Origin of the sequence: Epilithonimonas lactis (genome assembly GCF_900110605.1) — a bacterium.
Taxonomy (GTDB): Bacteria; Bacteroidota; Bacteroidia; order Flavobacteriales; family Weeksellaceae; genus Epilithonimonas; species Epilithonimonas lactis.
Map to the genome: position 1 here is coordinate 772,889 of NZ_FOFI01000003.1, position 15,636 is coordinate 788,524.

The following is a 15,636-nucleotide window of genomic DNA, read 5'->3' on the forward strand; positions in this document are numbered from 1 at the left end:
TAGATTTTAAGATAACATATCTGGAGTCTGAGCGAAAAAGTAAGGTCGCAGGATGTCTTCAAAATTATATAATCCTTTCAGTTTGCTTTTAAGGTTCTCAGCGACAAATAATGCACCGCTTCCAAATGCTTCCCGTGATATGGATTCGTGGACAAGACGAACGGTCTGGTAGGGAAACCCAAATATGACCTCGTGTTTTCCAACGATACCGCCAGCCCTGACAGAGTTGATGCTTTCTGTCTCTATATCCAAAGTTTCCGCAATTTTCACTGCTGTTCCCGACACGCCGGATTTGGCTTTGAAGTGTTCCTCGACCACCTCTATATCAACACCAGGCGCTATATTTTTTAACAGCGATGCCGCAAACAGCAGGTAGTTGACGCCTAATGTGATGTTTGGCGACCAAAACACCACAGTGTCAGTTGCAAGTTCTTTCAGAACTTTGATCTCATTTTCTCCGTAATGCGAAATGGCTGAGATGATCTTGATCTTTTTACGGGCTGCGACCTTGCCATAAAGATGAATGCTTTCTTCGTTGGAAAAATCAATAACAAAGTCTACAGGATGATCCTCAAGTAATGTTTCAATGTCCGTGCTGCTTTGAGAATAGATCAATGCGTCATCCGATGCTGAGATTCCAAGAATATCTTTTGCAGAAAGCTTATTCAGCATATCAGTTTTCTTCAGAACCCATTCCAATGAAAAATCCTTGTGCTGAAGAATAACATTTGCAACCGCTTTACCTGCCTTCCCAAATCCTAATAATCCTATTTTCATAATTACAATTTTTATATTTTTAATTGATGATTTCGAATAATTGACCGTAGTAAGATACAAAAAAAATGAAAGATCGTTTTCTACCATACTTTTAGGATACAGATCTTATTGATTTCGCAGATATAGAGATGCCTATCCCATAAGCTTTTGGTATATTTGCAATAACCCTAAAAATTGCGCATTCTAATCAAGATCCTAGCGCAAATAAAAGCGATTATAGTAAGTGAATATCAACAATAAAAAAAGATATATAAGTTTTCTCAGGTTCAAGAGGGACTTCCAAAAATATGGACTTGAAAAGGCCCGCAGCTATGAATTGATCCTCCACTGGCTCAACAACAGGCTCAGCCGCAGCCAGTTTTTACTTCTCTCCGGAATTCTAGTGGGCTGTACAGCAGGTCTGGCTGGTGTCCTGCTGAAAACAATAGTACACAATATCCATTTCTTTATCACGAACAAGGTTCATTTTGAATATCAGATCCTGTTCTATATCATTTTTCCGTTTTTGGGAATCGTATTGACAACCAGCATCGTATTGACGATATTCAAAGGACAGGACAGAAAAGGGATAGGTGCCATATTGTATGAGATCGCTCAGAATTCGAGTATCGTCTCATCCGTGAAGACCTATTCACAAATTGTCCAAAGCGCAATAACCGTAGGCCTCGGAGGATCTGCCGGTTTAGAAAGCCCTATCGCTGTGACTGGTGCGGCCATTGGTTCCAATTACGCGCAGACCTACCGCCTGAATTACAAGGAACGAACACTACTTTTGGCAGCCGGAGCCACAGCTGGTGTTGCCTCGGCTTTCAACGCTCCTATCGCAGGGGTCATGTTTGCCTTTGAAATCCTACTGACAGGCGTGGTCTTTACGGATTTTATCCCGCTGGTAGTTGCTGCGGTATGTGGTAGCCTCTTATCCAGAATTCTGCTTCAGGAAGATATCCTTTTTAGGTTCCATACCAGAGAAGCATTTGATTACAGGAATCTTCCCTACTATCTTATATTAGGTATTGTCACAGGACTGTATGCAAGATATTTTTTAATGGTTACCCAAAAGGTAGAGCATTTTATAAAAGGTTTGAAAATGTCCAGATTGCGGAAGGCAATGCTGGGCGGTGCCATCCTATCGTTACTCTGCGTGCTTTTTCCGCCACTATTCGGCGAAGGGTATGACACAGTCAAGGCCTTTACCAATGGCAGTACAAACTCGATCATTGAAAACAGTCTCTTTAGATACTTTGATATCAAAGAATAGACGATCATTGTATTTCTGGTTTGTGTATGTCTGTTAAAAGCTTTTTCAACATCTTTCACCATTTTCAGCGGTGGAAATGGAGGTAATTTTGCACCATCACTTTTTGCAGGAGGAACCGTCGGATTTTGATTTGCCGTAATCTGCCAGCAGATCGGCTTTAAGGACGTTCCTGTATCAAACTTAGTTCTGGTAGGAATGGCCGGTGCGATGAGTGGTGTCCTTTACGCCCCGCTAACTGCCATCTTTCTAATTGCTGAGTCCAGTTTTGGATACGACCTTTTTATACCTTTGATGATCGTTTCAGTGATCTCCTATCTCATTGCAAAATGGTTTTCACCAATATCCCCAGAACTAAAATCTTTGGCCGACCAGGGTAAGATTTTTACGAATCAGCATGACGAGAATCTTCTTTTCTCACTCCATACAGAAGATTTCATTGATAGATATTCCCAAACAATTAATGAAAATGCTTCAATAGAAGAATTGTCTGATTTAGTTAAGAACGGGAACAAGAATTTTTTTGCAGTTATCGATAATGATAAAAAGTTGAGAGGTATCTTAACTTTAGACGATATCAGACCTTATTTTTTCAATGATGAAAATTATTTGCCGCTTACGATAACAAAAATAATGAGAGCCCCGGCAGCTTTCATCCATCCCGAAGATAAGCCGAGAGAGATTCTCCAGGTCTTTGACAATACGGGTACGTGGAGCTTGCCTGTCGTCGATCAGCAGAATATCTTCCTAGGGTTTATTTCGAAATCATCGATTTTAATGAGTTACAGGCAGTTGCTGAAAGGATACTCCAATTAAACATTACTATCAAAAGGATCTTAAATTATGTACCTATTAGTAGACAATTGGAGTAGGAATGAATTTTGTTATGATTGAGAAAAAAAATGGAAGGAAAGCAATTATTTAATTACGAAGACAGCGAAAGTAAAGATAATTCAGCTGAAGACAGACAGAAACCTGATGTCAATATTTTTTTAAAAGTCATTCAAATTATCTTGAGCATCATCTTAGGCGCAATGCATGTTTAAAAATTTAAATATTTCATATTGGTTTATTGGAGGGCTTATCATTTGGGGAATTATCGCATTACTGAGAAGGAATGGAATAATCGTACCTCTCAATGATCATCTTACTGATCTATACAGTGTCCCTATGTTCAGCTATACTACAATGAAAATCATGAAGCTCACCTATTATCCGGATTGGAGACCGGATCTGAAGTTTTTGCTGGGAGCAGCACTTAATCTGACCATTGTATTTGAAATTATATGTCCGTTACTATCAGCAAGATATACAGCTGATTTTATGGATATTATCTGCTACTTTTCAGGTGCGCTAATATATCATTTAGTATTACAGAGAATTTATTATGTAGATTCAAAATCATTGTAATTGAATTCAAGGCCATCAATACGCTAAGGATACGTTACTGTGGTCAGGAACAATGTATTTCTTAAAATGTGAGGCTCTTTTCTGTAGAACCCTGTATTACTGATCCTATGCTTCTCTTTTAAGATATTCCATGACACGCGTCGCCGTAAGGCCATGAATCAAAATTGAAAAGAGGATCGTTAAAGAAACAGCAGCCCACAATTCATCCTGATGGTCAAAATTATATTTGCTGAAAGCAAATGCAAGATAGAATATCGAACCCATTCCACGGATGCCAAAATCCGATCGCCAGCCTTTCTTTGTTTTTCATTTTTGATGAATTCAATGCCAGCCATCCAAAGACAGGTCTTACTATTAAAAGGAAAGCTACTCCGTCATTTAGTCCAGGCTCTGATGTGAGCGCAAATTTGGTCTCTGATTTCATTCCCTCATTTGGAGGCCCCACCTGTACATCCGATGCGAGAACAGGATCGGTTGGAGCAATAACAGTACCCAGCAATACTGCCGACGCAAGACCTAAACCTAAACCTAAAAAATAATACCCCGTTGCCGTTGCTGCACCAATACATAATAACATGGTAAAACCTACCAGTATCAATGGTGATGATCAGCTCTTGAAAGAAAATTTAAGTTCGATCTTGATACCCGTACCCATAAGCGAGATAATAACAATTAATTCGGCTAAATGAAGAGTCAGGTTTTCATTTTTTTGAGAGAGCGGATATATGCCTTTTTTTAGTTTTTCCAAAAAAAAGATAATTTTCGAGTTATATATTTCACTAAACCACAGACTATCAAAGATAAAAATTTCCTATTTTTTTTAGATTTATCACTTTAGACCAAAGCGATAGAAATAAAATTAATATATATTACCCATAAAATATATACTTATTAGTTGTTCTTTTGTTATTAACGCTTATTCCTCTTTTAAAAGCTTTAGCCTTCGGTTTATGTAGATTAAAGTATTTTCTCTAAACTCTTCATACCAAGAATCAGACAATATATCTGCAGGGTCTACTTTTTCAAATCCGAAATTCGCACTAATTAATCCTACTTGAATACCAAATTCGCGAACTGCTATATTAGGATATTCTAAATAAGTATGCGTCATTATTGCTACTGCTTCATCTTGAGTGTATTCTTCATCGGGAATCAGTTCAAAAATGGCACTAGGCAAAAAAGACAGTGCGTTCAATATCGCTTCGCCAATTAGATTCATATTTCCAACTTTATAATATTCTTCAATAGCATCACTAAAACCTTTTGCAAAAATCAAATCCATTATCTCATAAAATTCTGACGATATTGAGTGATTTTGGGACATAAGATGATTCAGATACCTGTTCAATGGATAAGTTTGTCGAAGGGTTAAATATTTATCATAATGCAATAGAAATTTTAATAAGTCTTGTAATTTTAACACACATTTTGTAAGTGTACTTGAATCAGCAAATTTGACGATTGGAGTATACTTTTTAAGCAATACAAGAATTGTTTTTTCGTCATGAATTTCTTTAGCTTTAATCAAATAGTATAAGCTTTTGAAATGGTTATCTAATTCAAGTCGATATTCAAAAAATTCAATAGCAGTATTCTTTAAATTATCATCTTTCTCAAAATTAGAAGCTAATAAATTAGTTTTAAAATCAAGCATAAATAAATTCTCGGGATCAATGCTCAAACCTTTATCAATAAAGTATAATGATTCATCAATCTTACCGAGTTTCTCATAAGTATATGCAATCCAAAAATATCCAACCGGATATCCATTCATCATTTCTTCTTCCTGTTCATTTGATTTTAACATGAGGGATAATCCCTCGGTATGTTTTTTATAAATATGAGAGAGGGTTACACCTTTGCTAAATAATGCCTGTGGAAGTTTGGGATTAATTTTTAAAGCTTTGTCATAACAAACAATTTCTTCCTCATGATTATGTAAGTCATAGTATATTGAGCCTAAATTTTTCCATGCTTGGGCATTGTTTGGATTTATCTTTAAGCATAGTTTATATTGTTGAACAGCTTCTTCCAGTTTACCCAAACTTTTTAAAGTATTAGCAAAATTGTAATGTCTAACTTCATTATCATTTCCCTCTAAAAGATACTTATAAAAAATATTTTTCGCTTCAATGAGCTTGCCTTTGCTTCCTGTTGCAGCACCATCTTCTGCCAAAATACAAGCTTTTGTTAAATATTGATTTTCTGTACCAGCATTTTCAATACATTTATTAATCGTTTGTAATGCATCCTTGTAATTAAAGGACATATATTGACTATGTGCCAAACCTTCAAGTATTACTACATAATTTTTATGTTCTTCCTTTAAAAGGCTTCTAAAATAGAAAGAAGCATCCTCATATTTACCAGCATAATAATTTCGCCAAGCTAAAACCTCTGTATTCGACAATTCTGTATATTCTAATGCTCTTACGCCGTCAATTAATGTTTTTATGCTAAAAATATCTTGAACATATTTTGTAACAACATTCCAATCAATCTGACTTAACTTATTAGCCCTTGGAATATTAATCCTAACCATTTTTTGTACTTTAGTTAGGTCAAGATTTAAATCGTTGTACCAATACCAATAAGCTTCCTTGTCCTCTTGCACGTATGCAACCAGCAAGACAGGTTCAAGTTTAGTATTAAACAATCCTAATGTTGACTGTTTAATAGATATTGAAACATGTTCTTTGTTAGATTCTTTCTCTTTGCTTTTTAATTGTACAGAAAAATTTAATCCTGTCACTTGTCCATTTACAGATATGTGGGTTATGTAATCTATTCCATAGTCGTGGTCTGGTTTATCTGCAAACCATTCATTCGGCAAATAATTATTATAAAACTTGTTGGACTCTGTTTCTAAAATGTGGTTTCTATGTCTGTTTGGTTTGCTCATTGGAATAAAGTTCTCGACTCAATTAGTGATGAGCATAAAAATACATATTGCGGTAAACATATAAAAATTATCTACAGGGTATCATAGTGTCTCAACTTTATTTTGCATCCGATCGAAAAGATAAGTGGGATAATTGCATTTCCTCAAAAGATATTTTTTTCCACAAAACAAAAAAATTAATTTTATTGTTCATAGAGAAGTAAAATTAATTTTTCAGTGTAAAAATAGGTCTGGTACGTTTAAGTATATAGTAAAAAATAGTTTTGCAAACTTGATTACGCATTGTTATTAGGAGAAAAGTCCAAAGTACGATAAGATATTTTAGGATTTTTGCTTAGCAAAACATAGCTTAAATACCATATAATACGTTCAAAATATTATCAAGCAATTCCAATAATTATTATTGCCTCATTGGGTTTTGTTGAACTTAAATTGGCGAGATAAAGAATGTAACAGATAAACTATCTTAACAATTTTAAAATATTTATCTTAAACATTTTCCCAATTGGAATTTGGTAATTTGAAATAAATATAATGTTTCCTTCTATACTGTTAATCTGCTTTGGAGCAACGGCAAATGATTTATGAACTTGCACAAAATCGTTTTTGGGCAATTGTTCTAAAAAAGTAGAAAATTTTTCACGAATGGTAATGGTTTCAGTCGTGGTTATTATTTTGGTATAGTTGCCCGTTGCTTCTATGTATAAAATATTTTCTGTTTCCAGTTGAATGTGTTTTTTATTGCTTTGGACAAAAATTCGGTTAGAACCCTCACTTTTTTCATTAGTTACAACCTTTTGATTAACAGAACCAATCGCTTTATTTACAGCTTTTAAAAACCGTTCAAAACCAAAAGGTTTTAGCAGGTAATCCGAAATGTTGTATTCATATCCTTCCAGAGCGAATTCCTGATAAGCAGTTGTTACGATTACCTTGGGTGGGTTTTGCAAGATTTTCAGAAATTCAAAACCTTTCAAAACAGGCATGTTCAAATCTAAAAAAATTAAATCTACTTTGTTTTTGCTCAGATAATCAAAGGCTTCCAAAGCATCATAACAGTTTTTCATCAACTGCATATTCGGCAATAAATCGCAATATCCTTTAATGATGTCGTGGGCAATATGTTCATCATCGATGATTAAATAGCTTATCATAATTGTTTTAAAATTAGTTGGGCTTGATATACATTTTCTGTTTCCGAAAAAGTCAATTCGTATTGATTGGGATAAATTAATTCTAATCTTCTTTTCAAGTTTTTCAAGCCAATTCCTGATTGGTTTTCGGCTTTATCATAATTATTTTCAATGGTGAAACATATTTCTTTTTGAGATGTAGTCAAACTCATTTTTATATACGCATCCTCTCTTAAATTTTCTACGCCGTGTTTGAACGCATTTTCTAAAAGAATGATAAATAGCAGTGGAACAACTTTCCGATTTTCATCAATTTTACATTTAAAATCAACGTTTATCTGTTTGTGGTAACGCATTTTGTGGAGTTCGATATAGTTTTTCAAAAAATCAATTTCTTCCTGTATTGTAACTGTTTCTTTTTCGCCTTCATAAATGCTGTAGCGCATCATATCTGAAAGTTTCAGTATCAATTCTTGTGCTTTTTTGGGGTCTTTTGCAATCATACCGTACAAATTATTGAGCATATTGAAAAAGAAATGCGGACTGACCTGGCTTTTCAAAAGCATTAATTCGGCTTTGGTTTTTTCGTTTTTCAGTTTGGAAATAAAAATAATCTGACGAACTAGCCAAAAAACACCCAAACTAAATAGAAACAAGTAATAAAAAACAACAAGAAATACGACATTTGGATGGTAATTTCCTAAAAACATAACGGATTTATCTCCCGTAAAAATCACTTCATAAACCGTGATTATTACAGGAACAATTGCCATTAATAAAAGCGCAATCACAATCCATTTATTATTTTTTTTCAGAATCATCATACTGCAATATTACAACTATAAATTGCCCAGCGCAATAACGTTGACAAACAACCCTTACAATGTTTTGAACCTTTGAAAATGAGTGATAAAAGCAATTTGAGTTGATGCAAATACTGTTTGTCCAATTGCAGAAGTCGTTTGTCACAAAGGTTTTGAAAACGGAATCAGCTTTTTTAGGTTTGCTGAAATTAAAATTAAAGAAAATGAAAAAACGAATTTTTAGATATTTAAAACATATTGTAGTTACCTTTCTGATACTTGGTGTTTTGGCAATCTCATTTGGGTTGTATCACGGAGCCAGTTTTCGGTATGCAGAAAATCCTGAAATGATGAATTGGGATAAAGATGGCCCATATATTTTTGATAAAAATGACAGCGTTGTAACTGAAAATTACGTCAGAGGAAATCAAGATGATGGATTTTATTTACACCAAAAAGATTATCCTTTGGATTCAAAAATCTCAACCTATTGCTATTTTCCATTAGATTCAACACGATTTGAATTTACCATCAACAACAAAATCGAAATCCCGAAAAATACCTATAATGACAACTCTAAAATTTTAGCTATTTCTGATATTGAAAGCGGTTTTAAAACTTTTCGTGATTTTTTGATTACCAATAAAGTCGTTGACAATAAGCTAAATTGGACATTTGGAAATGGACATCTTGTTTTGCTTGGAGATTTTGTGGACAGGGATTTTTCTACTACGCAAGTTCTTTGGTTTATTTACAAATTGGAGCAAGAAGCAAAAGAAAAAGGTGGAAATGTTCATTACATTTTGGGAAACCACGAACTGAAAAATATGCAGGGAAATTTTGAAAATACTTCACCGAAATATTATCACGTTTCTTCTATCCTAAAGAAAAAACAAACCGATTTATATGGAATTAATTCCCATCTTGGAAAATGGATGTCGAGCAAAAACGCGATTGAAAAAATCAACGGAATTCTCTTTGCCCACGGCGGAATACATCCAGATTTAGCAGGTTATAAAACAAATCTGGACGATATCAATCAAATTATCCGTAGCAATTATTATAAACCTTACTATCCGAATCCGCAGAAAAACTTGGAGCAATTGTTAATTTCTTCTCACAAAGGAATTGCTTGGTACAGAGGTTATTTTAAAGATAATTTGACCCAGGAAGAAGTAGAACGAGGATTAAATAAATTCAGTGCAAAATCAATCGTTGTTGGGCATACACTACAATCAAAAGTCAATAGAAAATACAAAGAAAAAGTAATAGGAATTGATGTAAAACACCCAAAAGATTACTCTAAAAGTCTTCCCAACCAAAAATCAGAAGGTCTGTTGATTGAAGGAAATAAATATTACAGAGTTTTGCATAATGGAGAAAAGAAAGAGATATAGAATGAACATTTTTATATTGAATCACCAAAAAACACTATTTAATCTAAATGTGTTTGCATTGCAGGTGTATTTACTATTGGCATTGATTTATCTTAGACCAGTTAAATCCGTTGCATTCGTAGCACGCAACGGAAACTAAACTACTAACCATTTTTTTATTTAATGGTTTCTAATTTCTGAATCATTGTTTTTGCAGCTTCTGAATTTGGTTCTAACGCTAAAGCTTTCTGATATGATTTTAAGCGACGATATACTTTATTGTATCAATTCAATATCAATAGAATTTCACCAGATCATCACAAAAAACGGAGATTTTGTTTTAATTATTCACGTTGAATTATAATTTAAACATCATATAATATCCTCAAAATGTTATCTATATCTGTCAATAAATGATTTGAATAAATTCCTTTGGAGCTCACCAACAGCCAAATGGCGCCTGCGGAAGACAGTTGGCGCTATTTCTTGTTTGTGTTAATAGAAATTTACATAATTTTATTTCCTAATTGAAAAAAATGAACAACCCCGTTTTATTAAAAGAATTTCCTAATTCAAAAGATTTGCTGGATAAACTCTACCAAAACGGTATTACAAAGGCCTACCGCGAAGGCGACATCATTCTCGATGAAAACGCTTCTATCCGCTCTATTCCTATTGTGATGAAGGGAATGATAAAAGTAATGCGTACCGAGGAAGATGGTCGGGAGATTTTGCTGTACTACATCAAAGCCGGAGAAAGCTGTATTATGTCTTTTCTTGGCGGTATGCATAAAGAAAAAAGCATCGTAAAAGCCGAAGTGGAAGAAGATGCCGAAATTCTGTTTTTACCGGTGGATAAAGTTTCGCTTTTTATTAAAGAATATCCCGAATGGCTCGACTATATTTTCAGACTGTATCACAAACGCTTTGAAGAATTGCTTGATATTATCAACGCCATAGCCTTTAAAAAAGTAGATGAAAGACTTCTTAATTTATTGTATAAAAAATCGTCAAACCTTAGTTCAAAAACTATTATTATAACCCACGAGCAGCTTGCCAACGAATTGGGAACGGCAAGAGTGGTGGTTTCCAGACTCTTGAAACAACTCGAAGATTCAGGAAAATTAAAACTTGGACGTAACAAAATCACACTTTCAGAAAATTAATTATTCTTATGTAACAAAAGTAGCGGTACGTGTTCTACAAGATTTTCAATTTTGCATCATAAATAAAAGCAAATGGAAATTTTTGGCTATATCGCTTCAGTTTTAATTGGGATTTCTTTAGGATTAATTGGCGGTGGAGGAAGTATTCTTACCGTTCCGGTCTTAGTCTATCTTTTTGGATTGGATGCATTTTTAGCAACTGAATATTCACTTTTCATCGTCGGAATCAGCAGTATTGTAGGTTCTTTTGCTTACTTTAAAAAAGGTCTGGTCAATCTGAAAAGAGCTTTCATTTTTGGAATCCCTTCTATTATTTCAATTTTTCTAACCCGAAATTATCTTGTTCCACTTATTCCTGATGAAGTTTTCAGCATCAGCAATTTTGTGGTGACCAAGAATATTTTTCTGCTTCTCATTTTTGCTGGTTTAATGATTTTAGCATCGTATAAAATGATTAAAAAAAGTCCAAAATTAGAATTACAGGCTGTAGAAATTGATAAAAACAAAACAATTTTGGCCGCAGGTGAAGGCTTTGTAGTGGGAATTCTTACCGGACTTGTCGGCGCAGGTGGTGGATTTATGATTATTCCCGCACTCGTTAATTTGCTGAAGACACCAATGAAAGTAGCCATTGGAACTTCTCTGGTGATTATTTCTCTCAATTCTCTTATCGGTTTTTTCTTATCTATAAAAAATATCGAAATCGACTGGAAACTTCTGGCTACTATTTCTTCCATCGCCATTATCGGGATAATTATTGGTGCTCAACTTTCGAAAAAGATTGACGGAGAAAAACTGAAACCCGCTTTTGGATGGTTTATTTTGATAATGGGCATTTACATTATTGTGAAAGAATTATTCATCTAAAATACTTATGTAACAAAAGTAGCGGTACAGAAATTTCTAAACCGAGAACTTTGTATCAATAAAAAATTTAAAAAAATAGAATAATGAATATAGAACAAATTTATACCGGATGTCTTGCCCAGGGAGCTTACTATATTGTTTCAAACGGAGAAGCAGCGATTATTGACCCGTTAAGAGAAACCCAGCCTTACATCGAAAGATTGCAAAAAGACGGCGTTGTTTTAAAGTATATTTTTGAAACCCACTTCCATGCAGATTTTGTGAGCGGTCATGTCGATTTAAGTAAAAAAACAAAGGCACCAATCATCTACGGACCAACCGCAAAACCAGAGTTTGAAACTATTATTGCAGAAGACAATCAGGTTTTTGAATTGGGAAATATCAAAATAAAAGTGCTTCACACGCCAGGTCATACGATGGAAAGTTCGTCTTTTTTATTAATGGATGAAAAAGGAAAAGAAACAGCACTATTCAGTGGAGACACTTTGTTTTTGGGTGACGTCGGTCGTCCGGATTTGGCTCAAAAAGCGGCGAATCTTACGCAGGAAGAATTAGCAGGTTTGCTTTACGACAGTTTATACGAAAAAATATTGCCATTAGAAGATGATATTATTGTATATCCAGCGCACGGAGCAGGTTCTGCCTGCGGAAAAAATATGCAGAAAGAAACGCTTGACAGCTTAGGAAATCAGAAGAAAACAAACTATGCGCTTAACCAAAAAGATAAGAAAAGCTTCATAAAAGCAGTTACAGATGGGCTTCTGCCGCCACCTGCTTATTTTGGGGTGAATGTTGCGATGAATAAAAAAGGCTACGAAAGTTTTGATGAAGTTTTATCTAAAGGACTTCACGCATTGTTTCCTGACGAATTCGAAGAAACCGCGGAACACACCGCAGCTTTATTGTTAGATGTACGGAACAATAATGATTTTGCTAAAGGCCTCATTCCGCAATCTGTAAATATTGGTTTAGACGGAGATTTTGCACCTTGGGTTGGAGCTCTTATTGTAGATGTACAACAACCGATTTTATTGATTACAGACGAAAATCAGGAGCAAGAAGCAGTTACAAGATTGAGTCGTGTAGGTTTTGATAATGTGATTGGTTTTTTAAAAGGCGGTTTCGATGCGTGGAAAAACAGCGGTAAAGAAATCGATACTGTGAATAGAATTTCTGCTAAGGAATTTGAGAAAGAAATCTCGGGAAAAGAGGTAAAAATTATCGATGTGAGAAATGAATCCGAATACAGTGCAGAACATATGGATGAAGCTTTCAACAAGCCTTTAGCTTATATCAATCAATGGATTAACACATTAGATTCTAAAGAACATTTCTACTTACATTGTGCAGGAGGATACAGAAGTATGATGGCTGCGAGTATTTTGCAGGCAAGAGGATACAGGAATTTTAGCGAAATTGCAGGTGGTTTTGGCGAAATTGCAAAAACGGCAGTTCCGAAAAGCGATTTTGTTTGTCAGAGTAAAGTTTTAAAATAAAAATAAAATTAATGTTAGAATTAATAAAAGAACCTTGGCCGTGGTATGTTGCAGGACCTCTCATCGGCCTTACAGTTCCTGTTTTGCTGATTTTAGGGAATAAATCTTTCGGAATAAGCTCTTCTTTGAGACATATTTGTGCGGCTTGTATTCCTGCGAATATCAGTTTTTTTAAATATGACTGGAAGAAAGAATTATGGAATCTGTTTTTCGTTTTCGGAATTTTTCTGGGTGGAATAATCGCTTCTCATTATCTCATCAACAACGCAGAAATTTCGGTAAATCCTAAACTGAAAGCAGAATTAGCGACTTACGGAATTACGGATTTCAGCAATCTCGTTCCCGCTCAGCTGATGAATTTTGCAAGTCTGTTAACTTTGAGAGGTTTCATTACAATGGTAGTCGGAGGTTTTCTCGTAGGTTTCGGAACCCGATATGCAGGAGGTTGCACCAGCGGTCACGCTATTATGGGATTATCCAATTTACAATTACCGTCGCTTATTGCAGCAATCTGCTTTATGGCAGGAGGTTTTTTAATGGCAAATGTCATTCTGCCGATTATTCTTTCACTTTAATAATTTTAAAAATGATAAAAGAAACAGAAGATATACGTCATCAGGACACCATTTGCGTTAACGAAAGTGAACTGAAACACAACTGGTACCAAAATCTCAAATACCTCATCGTCGGAATTATTTTCGGGATTGTATTTGTAAAAGCGGAAGTTATAAGTTGGTTCAGAATTCAGGAGATGTTCCGTTTGCAGTCTTTTCATATGTATGGCGTGATTGGAACTGCAATTCTCACAGGAATGATTTCCGTTTGGCTCATCAAAAAGTTCAACATTAAAACCATTCATGGCGAACCCATCAAAATTGCGCCAAAAAAATTTAACAAAGGGCAAATCTATGGCGGATTGATTTTCGGTTTTGGCTGGGCAATTACAGGAGCTTGTCCTGGACCTCTTTTTGCACAAATCGGAACCGGAGCATTAGCAGTTATCGTAACTTTGGCAAGTGCCATTTTGGGAACTTGGGTGTATGGTTATTTCAGAGAAAAATTACCTCATTAAAATCTTAAATAGATAAAGACTGTAATCCAAAACTACAGTCTTTATTTTTTATTTAATAATATTACTTACGCCACAGAAACTCCGAAAAGATGTCCAATCAAAGCCGTAACGCCCATTGCGACAGTTCCCCAAAAGCAAATTCTCAAAATGGCAATTCCCATCTTGGAACCGCCTGTTCTCGCAGAAATCGCTCCCAAAATCATCAAAAACATAATGGAAAATCCGTATTGGAAATAGACCATTTGTTTGATAGGTGCCAAAAGTGAAACCGCAAATGGAAGCAACGCTCCCAAACCAAAAGAAGCAAACGAAGCCATGGCCGCCTGCAAAGGTTTTGCCTGTGTGATTTCGTTAATTCCTAATTCATCATGAGCGTGAGCTGCCAAAGCATCGTGATTAGTAAGTTCTGTCGCCACTTGTAGAGCAGTTTCCTTACTTACACCGCGCTTTTCATAGATTTTAGCCAATTCTTTCAGCTCTACTTCCGGCATTTCTTTAAGCTCACTTTTTTCTCTCAATAAATCCGCCTTTTCGGTATCTTCCTGCGAACTTACAGAAACATATTCACCTGCAGCCATCGACATTGCTCCAGCAATCATTCCGGCTAATGCGGCAAGAATTATCGTATTTCTATCCGGAGAAGCAGCCGCAACTCCAATCACGATACTCGTCGTTGATAACAAGCCATCATTCGCACCCAAAACCGCTGCACGAAGCCATCCTACTCTATTGACGTAATGTTTTTCTACTTGATGATGCATACTTTACTCGTTTAAAAAATTACTTGTCAAATATCATTCAACAAGTCAAGTATTACAATTCTATTTGAATCTTAAATTTAACGAAATAATATCAGAAGTCATCCCGACAGATTTCGTGTAATGGCCATACCTGATTTCCAACATATTCAACCTTTGTACTCCAAACAGACCATTTTTAGGATTAAATCTAATTCCTGCACCGTAAAAATTACTGTTGAATTTAGACAAATCATAATTGCTCGTGTAATAATCGTCGAAAGCCGTATGTTGTTGGTAAGGTGAAAAATATTTCGCTGCAGTTTGCGAATAATACCTGTAAAAAGGCGTAACAGAAACAAAAGGTGAGATTTTAACAGGTGTTTCCAGACTTACAGTGTTCGATTTCAAACCCCAATCGTCGGTGTAATATCTGTAGTACGCTCTCAGAATCACTTTATCTCCAAGAAAATAATTCGCTCTCACACCAACCGGAAGTTTAAACCTCTTATCCGGCAACGTTTCCTGATGAACCGAATTATCATTAAAATAAACCCTGTGAAATGGCAAACTTAAATAACCCGTCTGTTGAACGGCATCGGTAAGAAATTCCATCTGGAAATTCATCATATTAAGATTTAA

The 15,636-nt window shown here is 35.2% G+C and carries 15 protein-coding genes and 1 pseudogene; 9 read left to right on the top strand and 7 right to left on the bottom strand.

What is annotated here, in order from left to right:
- Positions 1-6 precede the first annotated feature (6 nt).
- Complete coding sequence (locus BMW39_RS13155) at positions 7-777, bottom strand: 4-hydroxy-tetrahydrodipicolinate reductase (protein WP_034980039.1); 771 nt, start codon at positions 775-777, stop codon at positions 7-9.
- 382 nt (positions 778-1,159) lie between these two features.
- Here BMW39_RS13155 and BMW39_RS13160 point away from each other — a divergent pair.
- From BMW39_RS13160 to BMW39_RS19330, 3 genes and pseudogenes are all read left to right on the top strand, one after another.
- Positions 1,160-2,347: pseudogene (locus BMW39_RS13160) on the top strand (chloride channel protein); the annotation flags it as partial.
- Positions 2,327-2,848 carry a CBS domain-containing protein gene (locus BMW39_RS19760; protein ID WP_262483973.1) on the top strand — a complete coding sequence of 174 codons (522 nt, stop codon included), beginning with the start codon at positions 2,327-2,329 and terminating at the stop codon, positions 2,846-2,848. The pseudogene BMW39_RS13160 and the gene BMW39_RS19760, both read left to right, overlap by 21 nt.
- An 86-nt stretch (positions 2,849-2,934) precedes the next feature.
- Positions 2,935-3,078, top strand: coding sequence for a hypothetical protein (locus BMW39_RS19330; RefSeq protein ID WP_157450504.1), 144 nt, complete (start codon positions 2,935-2,937; stop codon positions 3,076-3,078).
- 584 nt (positions 3,079-3,662) lie between these two features.
- Here BMW39_RS19330 and BMW39_RS13170 read toward each other — a convergent pair.
- The 4 genes from BMW39_RS13170 to BMW39_RS13185 all read right to left on the bottom strand — a co-directional run bounded on the left by BMW39_RS13170 (position 3,663) and on the right by BMW39_RS13185 (position 8,301).
- Positions 3,663-4,040 (bottom strand): hypothetical protein, encoded by a 378-nt coding sequence (locus BMW39_RS13170; protein WP_123902433.1) that lies wholly within the window; start codon positions 4,038-4,040, stop codon positions 3,663-3,665.
- A gap of 318 nt (positions 4,041-4,358) precedes the next feature.
- A complete protein-coding gene (locus BMW39_RS13175; protein ID WP_051879764.1) occupies positions 4,359-6,344 on the bottom strand; it encodes a tetratricopeptide repeat protein in 1,986 nt (661 codons plus the stop codon).
- A gap of 461 nt (positions 6,345-6,805) precedes the next feature.
- On the bottom strand, positions 6,806-7,498 hold the full coding sequence (locus BMW39_RS13180; RefSeq protein WP_034972688.1) for a LytR/AlgR family response regulator transcription factor: 693 nt from the start codon (positions 7,496-7,498) through the stop codon (positions 6,806-6,808).
- Positions 7,495-8,301 (bottom strand): sensor histidine kinase, encoded by an 807-nt coding sequence (locus tag BMW39_RS13185; RefSeq protein WP_245750484.1) that lies wholly within the window; start codon positions 8,299-8,301, stop codon positions 7,495-7,497. The genes BMW39_RS13180 and BMW39_RS13185 overlap by 4 nt, the downstream gene beginning before the upstream one ends.
- A 203-nt stretch (positions 8,302-8,504) precedes the next feature.
- On the opposite strand from BMW39_RS13185, the gene BMW39_RS13190 reads away from it, so the two are divergent.
- The 6 genes from BMW39_RS13190 (at position 8,505) to BMW39_RS13215 (ending at position 14,257) form a co-directional block, all read left to right on the top strand.
- On the top strand, positions 8,505-9,677 hold the full coding sequence (locus BMW39_RS13190; protein ID WP_034974110.1) for a metallophosphoesterase: 1,173 nt from the start codon (positions 8,505-8,507) through the stop codon (positions 9,675-9,677).
- 515 nt (positions 9,678-10,192) lie between these two features.
- On the top strand, positions 10,193-10,822 hold the full coding sequence (locus BMW39_RS13195; RefSeq protein WP_034972690.1) for a Crp/Fnr family transcriptional regulator: 630 nt from the start codon (positions 10,193-10,195) through the stop codon (positions 10,820-10,822).
- Positions 10,823-10,894: 72 nt separating this feature from the next.
- Entirely contained in the window at positions 10,895-11,689 is a 795-nt protein-coding gene (locus BMW39_RS13200; RefSeq protein ID WP_034972692.1) for a sulfite exporter TauE/SafE family protein, read from the top strand.
- A gap of 83 nt (positions 11,690-11,772) precedes the next feature.
- Positions 11,773-13,185, top strand: a complete 1,413-nt coding sequence (locus BMW39_RS13205; protein ID WP_034972694.1) for an MBL fold metallo-hydrolase — start codon at positions 11,773-11,775, stop codon at positions 13,183-13,185.
- Between the two features lie 11 nt (positions 13,186-13,196).
- A complete protein-coding gene (locus BMW39_RS13210) occupies positions 13,197-13,760 on the top strand; it encodes a YeeE/YedE family protein (protein WP_034972696.1) in 564 nt (187 codons plus the stop codon).
- 11 nt (positions 13,761-13,771) lie between these two features.
- Positions 13,772-14,257: a YeeE/YedE family protein gene (locus tag BMW39_RS13215; RefSeq protein WP_034972697.1), complete on the top strand. Its 486-nt coding sequence runs from the start codon at positions 13,772-13,774 to the stop codon at positions 14,255-14,257.
- A gap of 65 nt (positions 14,258-14,322) precedes the next feature.
- Here BMW39_RS13215 and BMW39_RS13220 read toward each other — a convergent pair whose 3' ends face one another.
- A complete protein-coding gene (locus tag BMW39_RS13220) occupies positions 14,323-15,018 on the bottom strand; it encodes a VIT1/CCC1 transporter family protein (RefSeq protein WP_034972698.1) in 696 nt (231 codons plus the stop codon).
- 60 nt (positions 15,019-15,078) lie between these two features.
- On the bottom strand, positions 15,079-15,624 hold the full coding sequence (locus BMW39_RS13225) for a DUF3570 domain-containing protein (protein WP_245750485.1): 546 nt from the start codon (positions 15,622-15,624) through the stop codon (positions 15,079-15,081).
- Between the last annotated feature and the right edge of the window lie 12 nt (positions 15,625-15,636).